The 12678-nt window shown below is 43.1% G+C and carries 18 protein-coding genes; all 18 read right to left on the bottom strand.

Annotated elements, in window-relative coordinates:
- Positions 1-3: 3 nt before the first annotated feature.
- Positions 4-1491, bottom strand: coding sequence for a terminase large subunit domain-containing protein (locus tag FVR03_RS01265; RefSeq protein WP_187269997.1), 1488 nt, complete (start codon positions 1489-1491; stop codon positions 4-6).
- A 28-nt stretch (positions 1492-1519) separates the two neighbouring features.
- A complete protein-coding gene (locus FVR03_RS01260; protein WP_147919944.1) occupies positions 1520-2266 on the bottom strand; it encodes a terminase small subunit in 747 nt (248 codons plus the stop codon).
- A 488-nt stretch (positions 2267-2754) separates the two neighbouring features.
- Positions 2755-3105, bottom strand: coding sequence for an HNH endonuclease (locus FVR03_RS01255; RefSeq protein WP_147919943.1), 351 nt, complete (start codon positions 3103-3105; stop codon positions 2755-2757).
- 3 nt (positions 3106-3108) lie between these two features.
- Entirely contained in the window at positions 3109-3276 is a 168-nt protein-coding gene (locus tag FVR03_RS24195; RefSeq protein ID WP_187269996.1) for a hypothetical protein, read from the bottom strand.
- A 22-nt stretch (positions 3277-3298) separates the two neighbouring features.
- Positions 3299-3478: a DUF7167 family protein gene (locus FVR03_RS01250; RefSeq protein WP_147919942.1), complete on the bottom strand. Its 180-nt coding sequence runs from the start codon at positions 3476-3478 to the stop codon at positions 3299-3301.
- Complete coding sequence (locus FVR03_RS01245; protein ID WP_147919941.1) at positions 3475-3762, bottom strand: hypothetical protein; 288 nt, start codon at positions 3760-3762, stop codon at positions 3475-3477. The genes FVR03_RS01250 and FVR03_RS01245 overlap by 4 nt, the downstream gene beginning before the upstream one ends.
- A 3-nt stretch (positions 3763-3765) precedes the next feature.
- Positions 3766-4344 carry a hypothetical protein gene (locus tag FVR03_RS01240; RefSeq protein WP_147919940.1) on the bottom strand — a complete coding sequence of 193 codons (579 nt, stop codon included), beginning with the start codon at positions 4342-4344 and terminating at the stop codon, positions 3766-3768.
- Positions 4345-4391: 47 nt separating this feature from the next.
- Entirely contained in the window at positions 4392-4751 is a 360-nt protein-coding gene (locus FVR03_RS01235) for a hypothetical protein (protein ID WP_187269995.1), read from the bottom strand.
- A 4-nt stretch (positions 4752-4755) separates the two neighbouring features.
- On the bottom strand, positions 4756-5085 hold the full coding sequence (locus FVR03_RS01230; RefSeq protein WP_147919938.1) for a hypothetical protein: 330 nt from the start codon (positions 5083-5085) through the stop codon (positions 4756-4758).
- A 105-nt stretch (positions 5086-5190) separates the two neighbouring features.
- Positions 5191-5745 carry a hypothetical protein gene (locus FVR03_RS01225; protein ID WP_147919937.1) on the bottom strand — a complete coding sequence of 185 codons (555 nt, stop codon included), beginning with the start codon at positions 5743-5745 and terminating at the stop codon, positions 5191-5193.
- Between the two features lie 365 nt (positions 5746-6110).
- Positions 6111-6563, bottom strand: coding sequence for a hypothetical protein (locus tag FVR03_RS01220; protein ID WP_147919936.1), 453 nt, complete (start codon positions 6561-6563; stop codon positions 6111-6113).
- Positions 6560-6790: a hypothetical protein gene (locus FVR03_RS01215; RefSeq protein WP_147919935.1), complete on the bottom strand. Its 231-nt coding sequence runs from the start codon at positions 6788-6790 to the stop codon at positions 6560-6562. Before FVR03_RS01215 ends, FVR03_RS01220 begins: the two co-directional genes overlap by 4 nt.
- Before the next feature lie 111 nt (positions 6791-6901).
- Positions 6902-7270 (bottom strand): hypothetical protein, encoded by a 369-nt coding sequence (locus tag FVR03_RS01210; protein WP_147919934.1) that lies wholly within the window; start codon positions 7268-7270, stop codon positions 6902-6904.
- Entirely contained in the window at positions 7267-7515 is a 249-nt protein-coding gene (locus FVR03_RS01205) for a hypothetical protein (protein ID WP_147919933.1), read from the bottom strand. The genes FVR03_RS01210 and FVR03_RS01205 overlap by 4 nt, the downstream gene beginning before the upstream one ends.
- Positions 7502-8305 carry an HNH endonuclease signature motif containing protein gene (locus FVR03_RS01200; protein WP_147919932.1) on the bottom strand — a complete coding sequence of 268 codons (804 nt, stop codon included), beginning with the start codon at positions 8303-8305 and terminating at the stop codon, positions 7502-7504. Before FVR03_RS01200 ends, FVR03_RS01205 begins: the two co-directional genes overlap by 14 nt.
- Before the next feature lie 104 nt (positions 8306-8409).
- Positions 8410-8775 (bottom strand): VRR-NUC domain-containing protein, encoded by a 366-nt coding sequence (locus FVR03_RS01195; protein WP_147919931.1) that lies wholly within the window; start codon positions 8773-8775, stop codon positions 8410-8412.
- A 295-nt stretch (positions 8776-9070) separates the two neighbouring features.
- Positions 9071-11224, bottom strand: coding sequence for a VapE domain-containing protein (locus FVR03_RS01190; RefSeq protein ID WP_147919930.1), 2154 nt, complete (start codon positions 11222-11224; stop codon positions 9071-9073).
- The gene (locus tag FVR03_RS01185) at positions 11211-12653 is read right to left on the bottom strand and encodes a DEAD/DEAH box helicase (protein ID WP_147919929.1); all 1443 of its coding nucleotides are present in this window, start codon (positions 12651-12653) and stop codon (positions 11211-11213) included. Before FVR03_RS01185 ends, FVR03_RS01190 begins: the two co-directional genes overlap by 14 nt.
- Between the last annotated feature and the right edge of the window lie 25 nt (positions 12654-12678).

Raw genomic sequence — 12678 nt, 5'->3', positions numbered from 1 at the left:
ATCTTAGTTCAGTAGGTGCATAAAATTGGACTTCATGCCAACAGGTTTTAGATCAAAGTAGGAACGCATAGCAAAGTTGTCTGCAAAGTCAGGAGAGCGGCCCAAGATGTTTTTCTGTTCTTCCTTGGAGTTAATCTTCTTCTTCCCGTCCATATCTTGCGCCCCCTTTTTGATAGCGCGTAACTCTTCGTTTATGTACTCCCTTAATCGCTTTTGAGAGCCTTTGTTGCTGATAACCCGCTCGGCCACTTCTGGCACTACATAAACCTCTGCCTTGTTGATCTTATCGGCCACGTAGTAATAGCACTGCGTTTTAAGGTTAAAGAAATTTGGCTTTACTTTCTTGCCGCCTATCTCTACCTCCAAGGGAGTACCATTGTTAATAAAACTGTGCATGCCCGGCAACTGGTCCACTACCCCGCCGCCTATGCCGTCAGCATCGCAAACAGTCTGGGAGCGGGGCACGGCATACCGCTTTTCAAAGACCTTCACCTGTTCGGCTATCTCTGCTGTGCTGGAAATAGGGAACCAGGCCACATCCACTAGGCGCCATCCGTCCCAAACCTTAATAACGGCCAAATCAGAGCCGAAACGGGCCGCATCGACGGTGATATACTTCTTCCCTAATGGGATGTGTGTATTCGTGTACAGGTCGTTTATACGGTCGTTCAGGATCAAGGAATCACCACTAAGCTTAACCTTCCAGTTACCGCGTAACAGAGCCGCTTGTGTCGCTTCATCCAGCGTCATTAAGTTACCCAGATAGCCAGGGTCTGACTTTAACAGGATCTTATTGTCATAGATTGAACCAGGAATAAAGGTTACACTTTTCGGGTCCGTGTCTGCCAGTTCTGCGGTATAAATATGGGGGCATCTATCCTTTACCTCTTGGGCTGTGTCTCCCCAAACATACGCGTTACCATCTCTGGTGAAATACCGTAGCTTTCCTACTCTCTCCTTTATGGGATAACCAAAGTTAGGGTTTGGGGTGCCATCTTCTAATATCTCATCCTGATCGATCCACCATGAAATAAAATTAGCAACCCATGAATCAGGGTCAGGGTTGCAGGTTGCTCGAATGTAGGGTTTAATACCGGAAGTGGAACGGTTACGGGAAAGCATGTAAAAGAACATACTCTCTGAGAAGTGCGTTAGCTCATCAAAGCCAATAAAGACTATCTCAGAGCCTTGGTAATTAAGCTTATCACTTTCATACTGCAGGTGCTCAAAGTCTATCTTGGCCCCACTTGGGAACGCCCAATCTAAAAAGGTTTCCCTTGGTGCGCCTCCTGCATGGTAGTATAGATCCTGCGAAGCATCCCATAAACCACCGGACATTCTAATCTGTGGAGATGTTCTTCTGAATATTACGCCTGTAAACTTTGGATTTTGAACATGCCTCAATGGTTCTACTAAAAGAGAAAAGGTCTTGCCAACGCCGGCAGCAGCTCCACCGATGGCGATATCTGCTTTGGTTGATAAGACCTGCATTTGATAACCAGGTTGTGGACCGATTACCCTAGTCTCTGCCATTGTCCGGTAACTGGAATATGGTTACGTTGCTCTCTGGCTTCACCTGCTTATTATCCTTCTCAAACAGCCCATGGATACGGGCAAGGTTCGTTAAGGCAGCATCGGCTGCGTACATCTCTACTTTCGTGCCGTTCGGTGTAGGTGAAACGGATTTAATCCTTCCGGCTTCTTTATCCTTCACCAGTTTCGCAAGGTCCAGTTCTGCCTGTTCAATCAGATAAGGCTCACCATCTACTAATCGGGTTGCATCTGGGTTGCGCTCAAGTTCTATTTCATACTTCAGGATTTGGAGTCTTCGCCGGTGCTGGCTGGCAAGGTGATCTTTCGTGAATTCTTCTTCATTAATCCCGGCTCTCTGAAAGAACTTCTCAGCATCTTCTATCTCTGCTTCGATTTCGCTTATAAGAACAGATAGGTGCTTTTGTACTTGTGGCGTGTGGTATACCTGCTTTACTTCGAAGTAATCATTCAGGGAGCTTCTGGCAATGTCAGATATGCCTTTTAGGGTTTCATCGGCTGTAAGTGAAAGAGTTTTAAGCCTTTCGTCTATAGCGGCCCTTATGTTGGGTTTTGTAAGGTTCTCACAAGCAATGTCTCTAGCTGAATCTTCACTATAGCCAGCAATACGGGCTGCTTCAGAGGCATTGTATCCGTTGATGCAATACTCTTCTACAAACCGATGTTGTTTTACTGTTAGTTTGTTCTCTGGCTTTGCTTCCTTCTTGCTTGCCATTCTTAAAATTGTTATATGATTTTTGTCTCCACCCGTGACGTTTTACGGGATAATTATATTTTAAGTGTTAGAGTTATTCTATTCCGCATGAACACCGCACACTGGCAAGCTATTTATCGGACTTCTGTATTCTGCTATTGCAGGCCGTTTTAAGACTTTACGAACAACTTTGGGTCATTCAGCACCTCCATCTGATTTTCCCAGATTAACGCTTATCTCTTTCTCCACTCCTGTAATGGGTAATATCAGCAGGAACCACTACTCCTGCTGATCTAAAATACCTAAAAACTGATCGAAGCAATTAATTGGTAGTACGAATATACAAATAAAATGGTACAAATAAGAATACTGCATACTATGACCTGTGTTATTTATATACTTTTTTAACCTGTTTTTGGGCAACGGCCGTGCTATTCGTGGCTACGCTTCGCTTCGGTGCTGCGCACTAAACCACTACTATCACTGTTGCGTTCCAGGTAGCCAAGGCACTATAATGTTTCAAAATAAAAACGCACTTCAGTATTTGTTTCATCCACCAGGCCATACTTTTTGGCAAACTTATATTGTGTGCTGTACTGGTTAAGGGAGTTAACAAACTGCTGTATGTTGCGCCTGAATTGCTCTAAGGTGAGCGAGTTCTTCTGAATGTTACAGCTTGCACAGGAAGGGTTGCAGTTGTTTATGTTCTCATTCTCCGGTTTTTCACATGTGCCGTTAACCCAATCTCGTACAATTGGCTCTATGTGGTCTACATGCCAGCCTTTTGGTAATAAGCCTCCGCAATAAGCACACCTGCCATTGTATTTGTTGTAAATGGTTTCTCTGTCTACTTTCTTCATTGGTTATACTCTCCTGGCTTTTAATAAATCTTGAATAGCTTCTATGCACATTTCAACCTCTGTGATCTCAATTATCTTTTTAATTCTCAATTCTACAGTAGGGCAAAACATTCTTTTCTCCCTTTTTAGCTCCTTCAGATGCTCCTTTAACAACTTTAAGGCTTTCTTCATTGTCTTTAGTCTTTAGGTGGGGTTAATCTAAAATCTCAAAACCTAAATCAATGTAGTTGTTGGCCCATTGTTCAGCAGCTTCTCCGGCTTCCATTTCTATTTGTTCAGGAGTGGCCTCGTCTTCTACTTCTATCTCTAATTTTTCTTCTCTTCTGGCTGCATATCCTATGCCTAACGATACTTCTATTTTTATCTTTCTCATACTAAATTCTTTTCACTGGTTATAGAGTCTTTATCAATCTCAATTTGGCAATCTATGAATTGCTCAGTTTCTTCGTCAGGAGCATAAATGCGAACCTTTGCATTCTCTGCTGCTCTCTCCAGTGCGGCTTTTTGCTTGATTAGGGCGTATTCTTCCATTGCCTTATGAACTGTTTCTAGGGTGTCGTATCCTTCCGCCATTGCAGCCATAAAGGATAGCCCTAATTCTTCTCTAGAAGCTTTATTTAAGCATTTTATTTGGAGCTCAGTATCTTCTGCTTTCATTTCTTAGGGGTTAAAGGGTTCTATGAGAGTAAAATCTTCTGGCCTATTACCGCATATCCTTGCAAATTCAGATTCTGTTATCTTGTACACATCATCCACCTCTGTGGCTTTTGCTGAAAAAACAGGCCATCCGGATTCTAAGCTAATAAGTAGAGCGGAACCGCCATCAGTAGTAGACAAAACAAAGTCATTGCCTCCTTCAGCCTTAAACTTCTGCCCTACAGAGTAGGTTCTTTTCGGCTTAAATACTTCTGCATCAGGGAACCACTCTTGTATTTTCTTAAAGAACCCCCACCCTTCCTTTTTGTAATTGTCAGAGTCTATTAACAAGTCAGCAATCCCGCTTAATTCCTTAATCTGCTGGTCTGATATCGGGTACACTCCCTTTCCCTTTTCTACCCATCTCTTAGATAGGCTACCCTGGCTTAGAAGGGCTTTTTCAGAACCGATGGTGTGATACTCTAAAACCCATTCTACGCCTGCTTTAAAGCCAGCATAACATGAATCAATTAAATGAGCGCTATCGCTATATCTATCGTTAGCGTAATTACCGGCTGCTTGTTGAATCTTTGTATATTCCATGTTCTATTTCTCCTAAAATACTAATGTTAAATGATTGATTATTAGGGCTACTGCCTAGGGAAGTTCAGATGCATGTAGCGTTTAGCAATACCGTAGGCATCACCTAAAGCTAATCTCTCTGGAACTTGTCTAATGTGGGCTGCATGGAGGTCTTTATTGATAAAATACAAGGTCTGCCAGATACCATCGCTGCCTGTCAGCATTTTACCAAACAACTCTCTGTTGTATTCCTCTTGAAAGGCTTTATGCTTGCCCATTATAGCCCAGAACTTATAAATGTGTGTTCTGTGCTGATAAGCAGAGTATGTTTTGATTATAGCCATAGCTGTAGGGGTATCCATTATTAACCGTAGATCACGCTTTAATACCTTCCTGTTCTTTTGCCATTTTTTGTGTTTCCAACTCATTCTGTTATTTCTCCTGTGGTAAAAGGGCTAATAATCTACGCTCTATTTCTCTCTGAATAATACCCTCTATTTCAGCTTGCGGGCCGCCATTAAAGAAAAGTTTCATAGCTTCATCTCTCATTGAAAGAAGTCTTTCCCAACTGAAACTACTGGCATTGCTTAGCAGTGATTGGTCGCCTGAAGGGTGGTGTTCCTGGGAGGCTATCTTTTGAATGCTCTTGAATTCTTCTGATTCTTCCAGCCACTCTACGCCGGTGGCAAATCTTTTCTTATCAAGAAGATCCAGTAGCCTAAGTATTTCTTCTCTGTCTGTTTTACAAAGGGTGGTTTGCATATAATAATGGGTTATAAATGGTTGTGAATTTAATTAGGGCGATGGCCGCGCTTTCGGGACTCGTTCTTTTTGCAGAAAAAGCAAAAAGGAACTCAAACATATCCCTCAATCGACTATCGCGGTGGTTATTAATCTACTTTGCAGACTCTTTATCTTATCAAGAATCAACTTATTGTGCTGCTCTACATCTATTAAAATAGCATCCATATGATCCCTAAGTGAACATCCTTTTACTTCTCTTACTGCCTCCTGAATCGTGTAAACACCTGCATCTGCCTGCCTTTCTGTATAACCGCAAAAGCCTGAGCAATAGTAGTAACCGCCTTTCCTGATATAAGCTTTTGCATCTGGATTTGAAATTAAAAGCTGCTCTAGCCTTTCATCCCTTTCTTCCCGCCTGTTATCTTCTTCAATCCTAATGAGGGTCTTTAGCTCACCATTGACTAAATATTTATCATATTCTTTGCAACGCACCAGAGGCATGTTCAAATAGGTGATTTCATCGCCTAGAAAGTTTTTAAGCCCATCATCCTTAATGCTGTCCCATGCCTGTTTTTTGGCCTTACCTTTTGTTTCGCCATAAAATGCATCGTCTGGTACAAACCAAGGCTCACCGAAGTTTTGTTTGTTCAATACCCATGCTTTCTCTTTTAATTCCATTATGCTGCTTTATTTATTGATTTCAACTGTAACTTATTAAAATAGGCTGGCTCATACTTCAGGATAAAGGCCAGCTTCTTAGGCCATGTGTGCTGCATCATCTTTGGTAGGGTGCCAGGATGTTTTGCCTCTCCTTTTCGCTATCCATATTTCTGCATGGTTCTTTAACCCGCAAAACTCGCAACAGTGGTTGGCCCTATCTAAAACCGCTGGCCTGATCTCTGTTTTCCAGTTGGGCGGGTATCGCTTATAATCTATTGGCATGTCTGGTGTCTATTAAAATTAATTTCGTGGCTTCTTATATAGCCGTGGTTGAACTATCTATTGTTAATGGTAGCGGAATAGGTCTGATACCTGAAAGTGTCTTATTCGAGCTTATTTGAGCCTCTCTTGTTTTGCTGACTTCTGATGGCTTCTCTTAATCCTTCCATCTTTTTATATTCTTCAGGGTATCGGGTTCTTTGCCAGTGGTTTTTATCAGACTCAAACTGTTCATACTCTTCTAAATCAAGCTTTCGTAACCCATAAGGCGGCCTGTGGTCAGGCTCAAAAGGTGCGGTGTTAGGTATACCAGCATGCGGCATGTTAGGCCAGCCGCCTTTAGATAGCTTATGCGCTCCTATCCCGGCATGATTGGAAATGTAAAAGACCTCTCCTGATTTGGTTGTAACTTGAATGGATGGTATACATGCACCTCGTGTTGCGTCTGTGCAAAGGAAGTTATACCAGTACAGCGGCTTTTCTTCGTTAAAATCTACAAAGCTGTGCCCGAATACTGTTTTTACTGGTTCTCCCTGCCATTGATATTTGTTGCTCATAATTTCTTAATCTTAAAACTGATTGTTACCTCGTATCCTTTGTGATGGCAGACGATTGTATTATCTCCGTATTCCAAGTACTGCGGCACCTTTAGGAGAAATCCATCAATCATATTTGAAACTTCGCTGCTCGTAAGGTCTAATAACTCCTTGCCTGATTTACTCTTTGTCTGTGGGGCTGCTCTGGTAGGCTTCTTGTGCAAAGCCTGATAATCTGATGCTTTCATGGGTTTCGTGCTTTTCAATTACTTGATGTATCTTCAGGGCTATGCCTGGGTGTAGGTCGGGACACTCTCTTTCTAGCATGTCCCTAATTTGGAAAGTGAGTGTCCAGGCTTTCATGCTGCTATTCTTGAATGTGGTTGCATCGTATGGCAGTTGCTGAACCTCTCCCATACTTCTGAAAGCTCAAATACGATCTGGTCTATGTGTACCCGCTCGTCAAAGGCTGCCAGCTGCCAGTGCCTGAGCAAATCTTCGTAGTCTGCCCGGATGCCATAGCCTGCCAGGTAGAGGGCATAGAACCGGCGTATCTCCACGCTGCTGTACTTCTGCTCTATCGTGTCCTTGTGGGATTTGAGTTTCCCGTACACCTCCTGAACGATCTGCTTTGCCTGCTGTGCGCTTATCCCGTACTTGTTGCAGGTGGCTCTTTGGGTGTTCCTCTGGTAGTAGAGGGCAACCGCTTGTTTCTCTTTTTGGGTCATGCCTGTAATCTCTTATGGTTGAACTGGTCTGGTAGTTCCTCCTCTCTGAGGTCTCCGCTGGCAACCAGGCGCATAGCCTCTAGGGTTACTTTTGAGGAGTGTATTACCTGTGAGGCTATGGATGAAATAGCCTTTGCCCTTCCGATTTCTTTTTCTACCTGATCTGCTGTTAAGTCGTCATCATTGAGCCTTTCCAGTTGTGCGAAAAGGTGGTTGTTAAGGTCTGATAATTTATTCTTTGCCATTTCTCTGTTTTATTAGGGTTTTAACTTTTCGTTTTAGTAGCAGCCTTGCCCTTATTGCCTGTATCAGCTCAGGGTGCTGCTTAATCTCATTTCTTAGGTGCTTGTCCTTCATGGTGCTGATAGCTGCCACGTAGTTGTCGGTAAGCCTTATGGCCGCGCTGTTCCTGATTGCGTTCTCCGCTCTGCTGATGCATTCCAAGTTTTCAATGTCGCAATTCAGCGGGTTTCGGTCTTTGAACCATATCACGAATCCTTCCGGTATCTCCCCCTTTTCCTGCCTCCAAACATAAGGCGCCATAGGCACAAAGGATTTTTCAGTTTTGATATGCTTTCTTAAAACTCCGTCCTGGTCTGGCCACTCCCTTGTGTCTCCTGGCTTAGAAACACCCCTTGTTTGCCACATCCACTTATGGGCGTTGTCCCAGCTGCCGTTGCGTTTGTTGCGCCAGTGTATCTCGTATAACTCCTGCTTTGTCCGGTGCAGGTGCAGGTAATTGCGCTTTTTCTCTATATGCTTCAGCGTCCAGGGCTTGCTTTTGGGCCATCGCTGCTCAAACACGGTGGCTATCTCTTTATCTCCCATCAGTCTGAAATTCTCTTTCAAAAAGGCTGTCTGCTCCTCTGTCCAGTAATCAAGCTTCATTCTTGTCAGTCCCATAGAATACAGGGCATAACGCACATGGTACAGCTTCACGCCTAACTCCTGCGCCATCTCCTTGTTGCTCTTTTGGCTAAAGTTGTCTTTTAGGTATTGGGTTTGCTGCTCTGTCAGATAGTTTTTGTATTTCATCCTGCCTGTGCTTTAAAAGTTTCTGTATTCTAATCAACCCCTCAAAATTCCCTGTTCTGGCTAAGTCTTGGGATATCCTGGTATGATCGTAAGGGGTAAGGTTCTCACGCGCTAATCTGGTTTCGTTGGTCTATAATCGGTAGTATCCATTCCCAAAACTGTTCTTCTGTTCTAATCACCACATAAGGAATGTTTTGCCTTTCGCACTGCTCCCTAAATTTAATCTGTGCATCTCGGAGTTTGCCTTTGAGTGTCTTAAACTCCGCTGCATAGGCTTTGCCATTCCAGAGTAAGATTGTATCTGCTACCCCTGGCACCAGGCCGGAGGCTTTGAGCTGCATTGCCTCGATGGGGTTTCGGGTGCCTCCGTTCGGGACCGCAAAGAAAGAGTAACGGGTTTCGGGGTATTCATTCCAAAGCTTCTGAAAGACGCTTGCCTGTAATTGTATTTCTGATGGATTATTTTTCATAATTACTATTCATTTAGTGAGGTTGCAAAATTTTTGCGTTTTGAAATTGCAACCCGTAAGAGATTGATAATCATAGTGTTTAGAGACTATTTTAGCAGGTTGCAATTTCAAGTTCACATAAAGCACCAGAGTATATAATACATTATAAAAGGGGGTGTATATGTCTGTGTGTGCTATATAAAATGACTGCTTATGTTTATTAGAATATTATTTGCAACTTTTGCAACTTTAGTATAACTATCTAATAGTTAGTTGTTTCAGGTTGCAAAATCGGTTGCAAAATCGGTTGCAAAAACTAAGAAGTTGCATTTTGTTTAATCTTAAACTCGAAACCTCTCAATGTCTGACCGCCGACCTTATATGCTTTATACTGATAGCCTAATTGCTCCATTGCTAGTTTAAGTTTGCGCTTGTCTATCCTGTGTTTGGAGCGTTCATAAAGCCAGCTTGCAATCCATGAAATTGATCTTCTTGTTTTGTCTACAAGGCCTGGTAGTCCTGGTTCGTCTGCTCTCTCGAAATATTCAATCACCAATTCTTTTTCAGCAAAGACCTCTTCAAACTCAGAAGAACCACAATTCAAAGCCTGAACCTCTTCTTTGGTAAGCTGCCAGTCAAACCCACGCGTGTAAAACTGGTATGCCTCAGCAAAGAGTGCGGTTTTATCTATGCTATTGTATAATTCGTGATTGATCGAAAGCACGTTAATAGGAATAATGCGCCTGTTTCCGGTAGGGTCTGATAGCACCTGTATATCATTGGTGGTACCGCACAGCACAGCCAGCCTTTGCAGGTCAACGTTATTCCTGCCGTATGGCTCCCTCAAAGAAAACGTCTGTTTAGATGTAAGTTCTTTCAGCCGTTTGGCCTCCTGCTTTGACTTGCCGCCCATCTCATCATCCATAATTAGAAGCTTCTGTGTCATTAGCAATTCATCATCTTTGCCAGCATCCAACTTTGATTCAGCATAGTATTTTCTGAGTTCAGGCGGTAGGAGCCTGCGGAAAAACTCTGTCTTGCCGGATCCCTGCCCCCCTGTCAGCACTAAAAGCAAAGGGCTATGCTTACCATGCGCTGCACTTACAATTCCTACCAGCCACTTTAAAATGTAAATGCCGACATCGTAGGAGTTATCAGTTCGGATGCAGGTAATCAGCTTTTGAATCAACCCTTCCTGGTAATCGTAGGCATGACGCTGGAAAAACTCTGTCAATGGGTTATAATCCGGTGTCATATCCGAATTAATAAGCCTGTCGCAAAGGTCAAAGGTCAGGCTATCACCTACCGCTTTTCGGGCTTGGAGGTAAATAGAGTTGAAATCTTTGGCCGTTAACTCTAACCCGTTCAATTCAATATACCTGCTGATAACATTGCGCCTGAAGGAGTAGTTAGTTTTCAGGAAAAGTTCAGCTTGTTCTACTATGGGTAAATCTGATTCATCCCTAGTATCTATGTTCTGACTGAAAACCTGCTTAACTATTGGCTCTGATTCCGCTGCCGGAATGCCATCGAATTGCTCTAGTAGGTTTATGGCACTGGCTTCATCTCTCCTGCTTCTTTTGGCCTGCTTTGCGGCTGTGGCAATTATCCTGGTACGGTCGGATACAATCTGTAACCCTGCCAGCTTTGCATAATAAAAGAACGTGGAAATACTGATACCTTGCCCTCTGGACTTGACACAGTACCCGTACTGCTTCACGGCTATATCATAGTCATACTTTGCATGAAACTGACTGATGGCTACAAAATAATCCTGCCCTGCTTCCTTGTACGCTGATGCTATAGCAAATCCTAAATTGCGCCACTGCTGATAATCTCCTGTAATATCAATGTTGTTATCAACAATCTGCGCTATGACGTTTTCAAAGTCTGAATCCGAATAAATGAATGTTGTAAGTTTTGGCTGCGCCTTCTTTGGTAGATAGGCTGTAAACTTCTGGCTGTTCGGGTTCAGGTACGCGTTCGGGTCGTATGTGACATAGCGCGGCCTGGAAACATCTTTACAAGCCGGATCACAGATTAAAGCGAACTTGTTATAGTAGTAACTTTCAAGTGCTAAAAATGCGTCTGCATGTTTTTTAGGGTCTATCTTAACAATAGCTGCAAGTCCGTTACCAGAAGCCGAAACCATACAAGCAAACGTGTAAGGGTCGTTTTGTATGTTCTGCTGTGTCTGTGGCAGGTTGGCAACTTTGTCAAAATCTATGCAGAGTAAACCTGAATGCTCTTCTAATCCATCGTTGGTCCGTTGTGAAAAAGTGCCGGATATTGTAACATAGGGTAGGTATCGCTGCTTTAATTTCTGTCTTTCGTCATGGTCGGCTTCTAACCTGATACGATGAATTATATCTTCCCACTCCCCATTTTTTACGGCATCAAAGAACTCTGCAAAAGCTATATTGTCAGGATTCTTTGTGTCGAATAGTGTTTTGAATTTAGATATTTTCATGCTCCTGATCTATTTGATAATCAACCCATCCCTCTTTATAACCTTTCAACACTGCGTACTCTTCAAGAGCGGGTCGGCCTCTCGGTTTAAGCTGATGTACAGCCCATCCGATTTTATAATTTTTGAGTATTCTGGTGGCTTCAATCTCCTTTACAGACATTTTATCCCACGCTTTGCTAAGATGCTCAGGACTGATTTCTACAAAGCCGGCTGATCTCAACAGTTCTTTTTCTTCATGCTCCTTTGTGTAGGTGAAACCGCAATAGGAACATGTTTTAACGCCTGCGGGTATGATGGCAGAGCATTTGTGGCATTCTTTAACGGGAGCCACACCCCCTCCTTTACCTGGTTTTTTAGGATTGAGAAACCTGTCGCGCCAGTTGATAGGCTCATTCCAAAGGCCGTGCTCTTTGAAGTTTGCGCCCATATCAATAATGATGAAGTCCTTTTTGCCTGGAGCCATACGGCTGCCCCTTCCGCAACACTGGAAATAAAGCGATGTGCTTTTAGTTGCCCTGTTGATAATGATGCAGGAAATAGAAGGTTCATCGAATCCGGTTGTAAGTACCCCCACATTGCACAAAACATTGAATTCGCCTCGGTTGAATGCCTTTAGAATACGTTTCCTCTCGGCATCCGGCGTAGTGCCATCTAAATGCTCGGCTGAAATTCCGGCATCCAGGAAGGCGTTCTTCATTTTAATGCTATGCTCGATGTTGATATTAAAGCAAATTGTTTTCCTGCCTGCTGCAAGCTGCTTATAGTGGGTAATGGCATCGTCGTACATCGTTTTCTTATCAAAGACATTCATCAGTGATTCATCGGTGTACTCTCCCATCTTTGTTTTCAGTCCGGTAATTTCCTCTTTTGCACCATATGTTATAGGCGGTGCCAGAAAGCCCATCTGAATGAGGCTCGGAATATCGATAGGCTCCACAATGTCACTGTAGAAGTCCTTTAGCGGAAATTCTTTTTTAGAGGAAATAGGAGTAGCAGTTGCCCCGATAATAAAGGCATCCTGAAAGTATTCTATAATCTTAAAGAAGTTACCTAAATGACACTCGTCTATAATGACTAAGGATATATTGCCTAAAGCAGAAACAAAGGATTCCTTTTTTACGCGTCTGTAAAAGGTTTCAACCATTGCCACGTAACACTCTGCTGTATAGAGGTGCTTTGTGTTGGCACTGATTACAAACGGGTTCAGCCCTACTTTCGTAAGTGCGCCGTCGGCCTGGGTCAATAACTCGATTCTATGAGTCAGAATTAATACCCTGCCGCCCTTCTCAACTGTCCGTTTTGCTAGATCACTAAAGGTAAATGTTTTTCCGGCACCAGTTGGTAAACAGAGGATTACTTTTTTCTTCTGCTGCCTAAATGCCTGCCTTAAGAGCGATATAGCTTCGGTTTGGTATGGTCTTAACTGCATAGTTTTATTGCTGAATGGTTTACCC

Source organism: Pontibacter qinzhouensis, from assembly GCF_008017455.1.
In the GTDB taxonomy this organism is placed as follows: domain Bacteria; phylum Bacteroidota; class Bacteroidia; order Cytophagales; family Hymenobacteraceae; genus Pontibacter; species Pontibacter qinzhouensis.
Note: the sequence above shows the minus strand (reverse complement) of the source record. Positions and strands in the feature narration are given on the sequence as shown.

What these genes read in the sequence shown, in the direction of transcription:
- FVR03_RS01265 (WP_187269997.1), bottom strand. Translation starts at nt 1,491, where the DNA reads ATGCAGGTCTTATCAACCAAAGCAGATATCGCCATCGGTGGAGCTGCT.
- FVR03_RS01260 (WP_147919944.1), bottom strand. Translation starts at nt 2,266, where the DNA reads ATGGCAAGCAAGAAGGAAGCAAAGCCAGAGAACAAACTAACAGTAAAA.
- FVR03_RS01255 (WP_147919943.1), bottom strand. Translation starts at nt 3,105, where the DNA reads ATGAAGAAAGTAGACAGAGAAACCATTTACAACAAATACAATGGCAGG.
- FVR03_RS24195 (WP_187269996.1), bottom strand. Translation starts at nt 3,276, where the DNA reads ATGAAGAAAGCCTTAAAGTTGTTAAAGGAGCATCTGAAGGAGCTAAAA.
- FVR03_RS01250 (WP_147919942.1), bottom strand. Translation starts at nt 3,478, where the DNA reads ATGAGAAAGATAAAAATAGAAGTATCGTTAGGCATAGGATATGCAGCC.
- FVR03_RS01245 (WP_147919941.1), bottom strand. Translation starts at nt 3,762, where the DNA reads ATGAAAGCAGAAGATACTGAGCTCCAAATAAAATGCTTAAATAAAGCT.
- FVR03_RS01240 (WP_147919940.1), bottom strand. Translation starts at nt 4,344, where the DNA reads ATGGAATATACAAAGATTCAACAAGCAGCCGGTAATTACGCTAACGAT.
- FVR03_RS01235 (WP_187269995.1), bottom strand. Translation starts at nt 4,751, where the DNA reads ATGAGTTGGAAACACAAAAAATGGCAAAAGAACAGGAAGGTATTAAAG.
- FVR03_RS01230 (WP_147919938.1), bottom strand. Translation starts at nt 5,085, where the DNA reads ATGCAAACCACCCTTTGTAAAACAGACAGAGAAGAAATACTTAGGCTA.
- FVR03_RS01225 (WP_147919937.1), bottom strand. Translation starts at nt 5,745, where the DNA reads ATGGAATTAAAAGAGAAAGCATGGGTATTGAACAAACAAAACTTCGGT.
- FVR03_RS01220 (WP_147919936.1), bottom strand. Translation starts at nt 6,563, where the DNA reads ATGAGCAACAAATATCAATGGCAGGGAGAACCAGTAAAAACAGTATTC.
- FVR03_RS01215 (WP_147919935.1), bottom strand. Translation starts at nt 6,790, where the DNA reads ATGAAAGCATCAGATTATCAGGCTTTGCACAAGAAGCCTACCAGAGCA.
- FVR03_RS01210 (WP_147919934.1), bottom strand. Translation starts at nt 7,270, where the DNA reads ATGACCCAAAAAGAGAAACAAGCGGTTGCCCTCTACTACCAGAGGAAC.
- FVR03_RS01205 (WP_147919933.1), bottom strand. Translation starts at nt 7,515, where the DNA reads ATGGCAAAGAATAAATTATCAGACCTTAACAACCACCTTTTCGCACAA.
- FVR03_RS01200 (WP_147919932.1), bottom strand. Translation starts at nt 8,305, where the DNA reads ATGAAATACAAAAACTATCTGACAGAGCAGCAAACCCAATACCTAAAA.
- FVR03_RS01195 (WP_147919931.1), bottom strand. Translation starts at nt 8,775, where the DNA reads ATGAAAAATAATCCATCAGAAATACAATTACAGGCAAGCGTCTTTCAG.
- FVR03_RS01190 (WP_147919930.1), bottom strand. Translation starts at nt 11,224, where the DNA reads ATGAAAATATCTAAATTCAAAACACTATTCGACACAAAGAATCCTGAC.
- FVR03_RS01185 (WP_147919929.1), bottom strand. Translation starts at nt 12,653, where the DNA reads ATGCAGTTAAGACCATACCAAACCGAAGCTATATCGCTCTTAAGGCAG.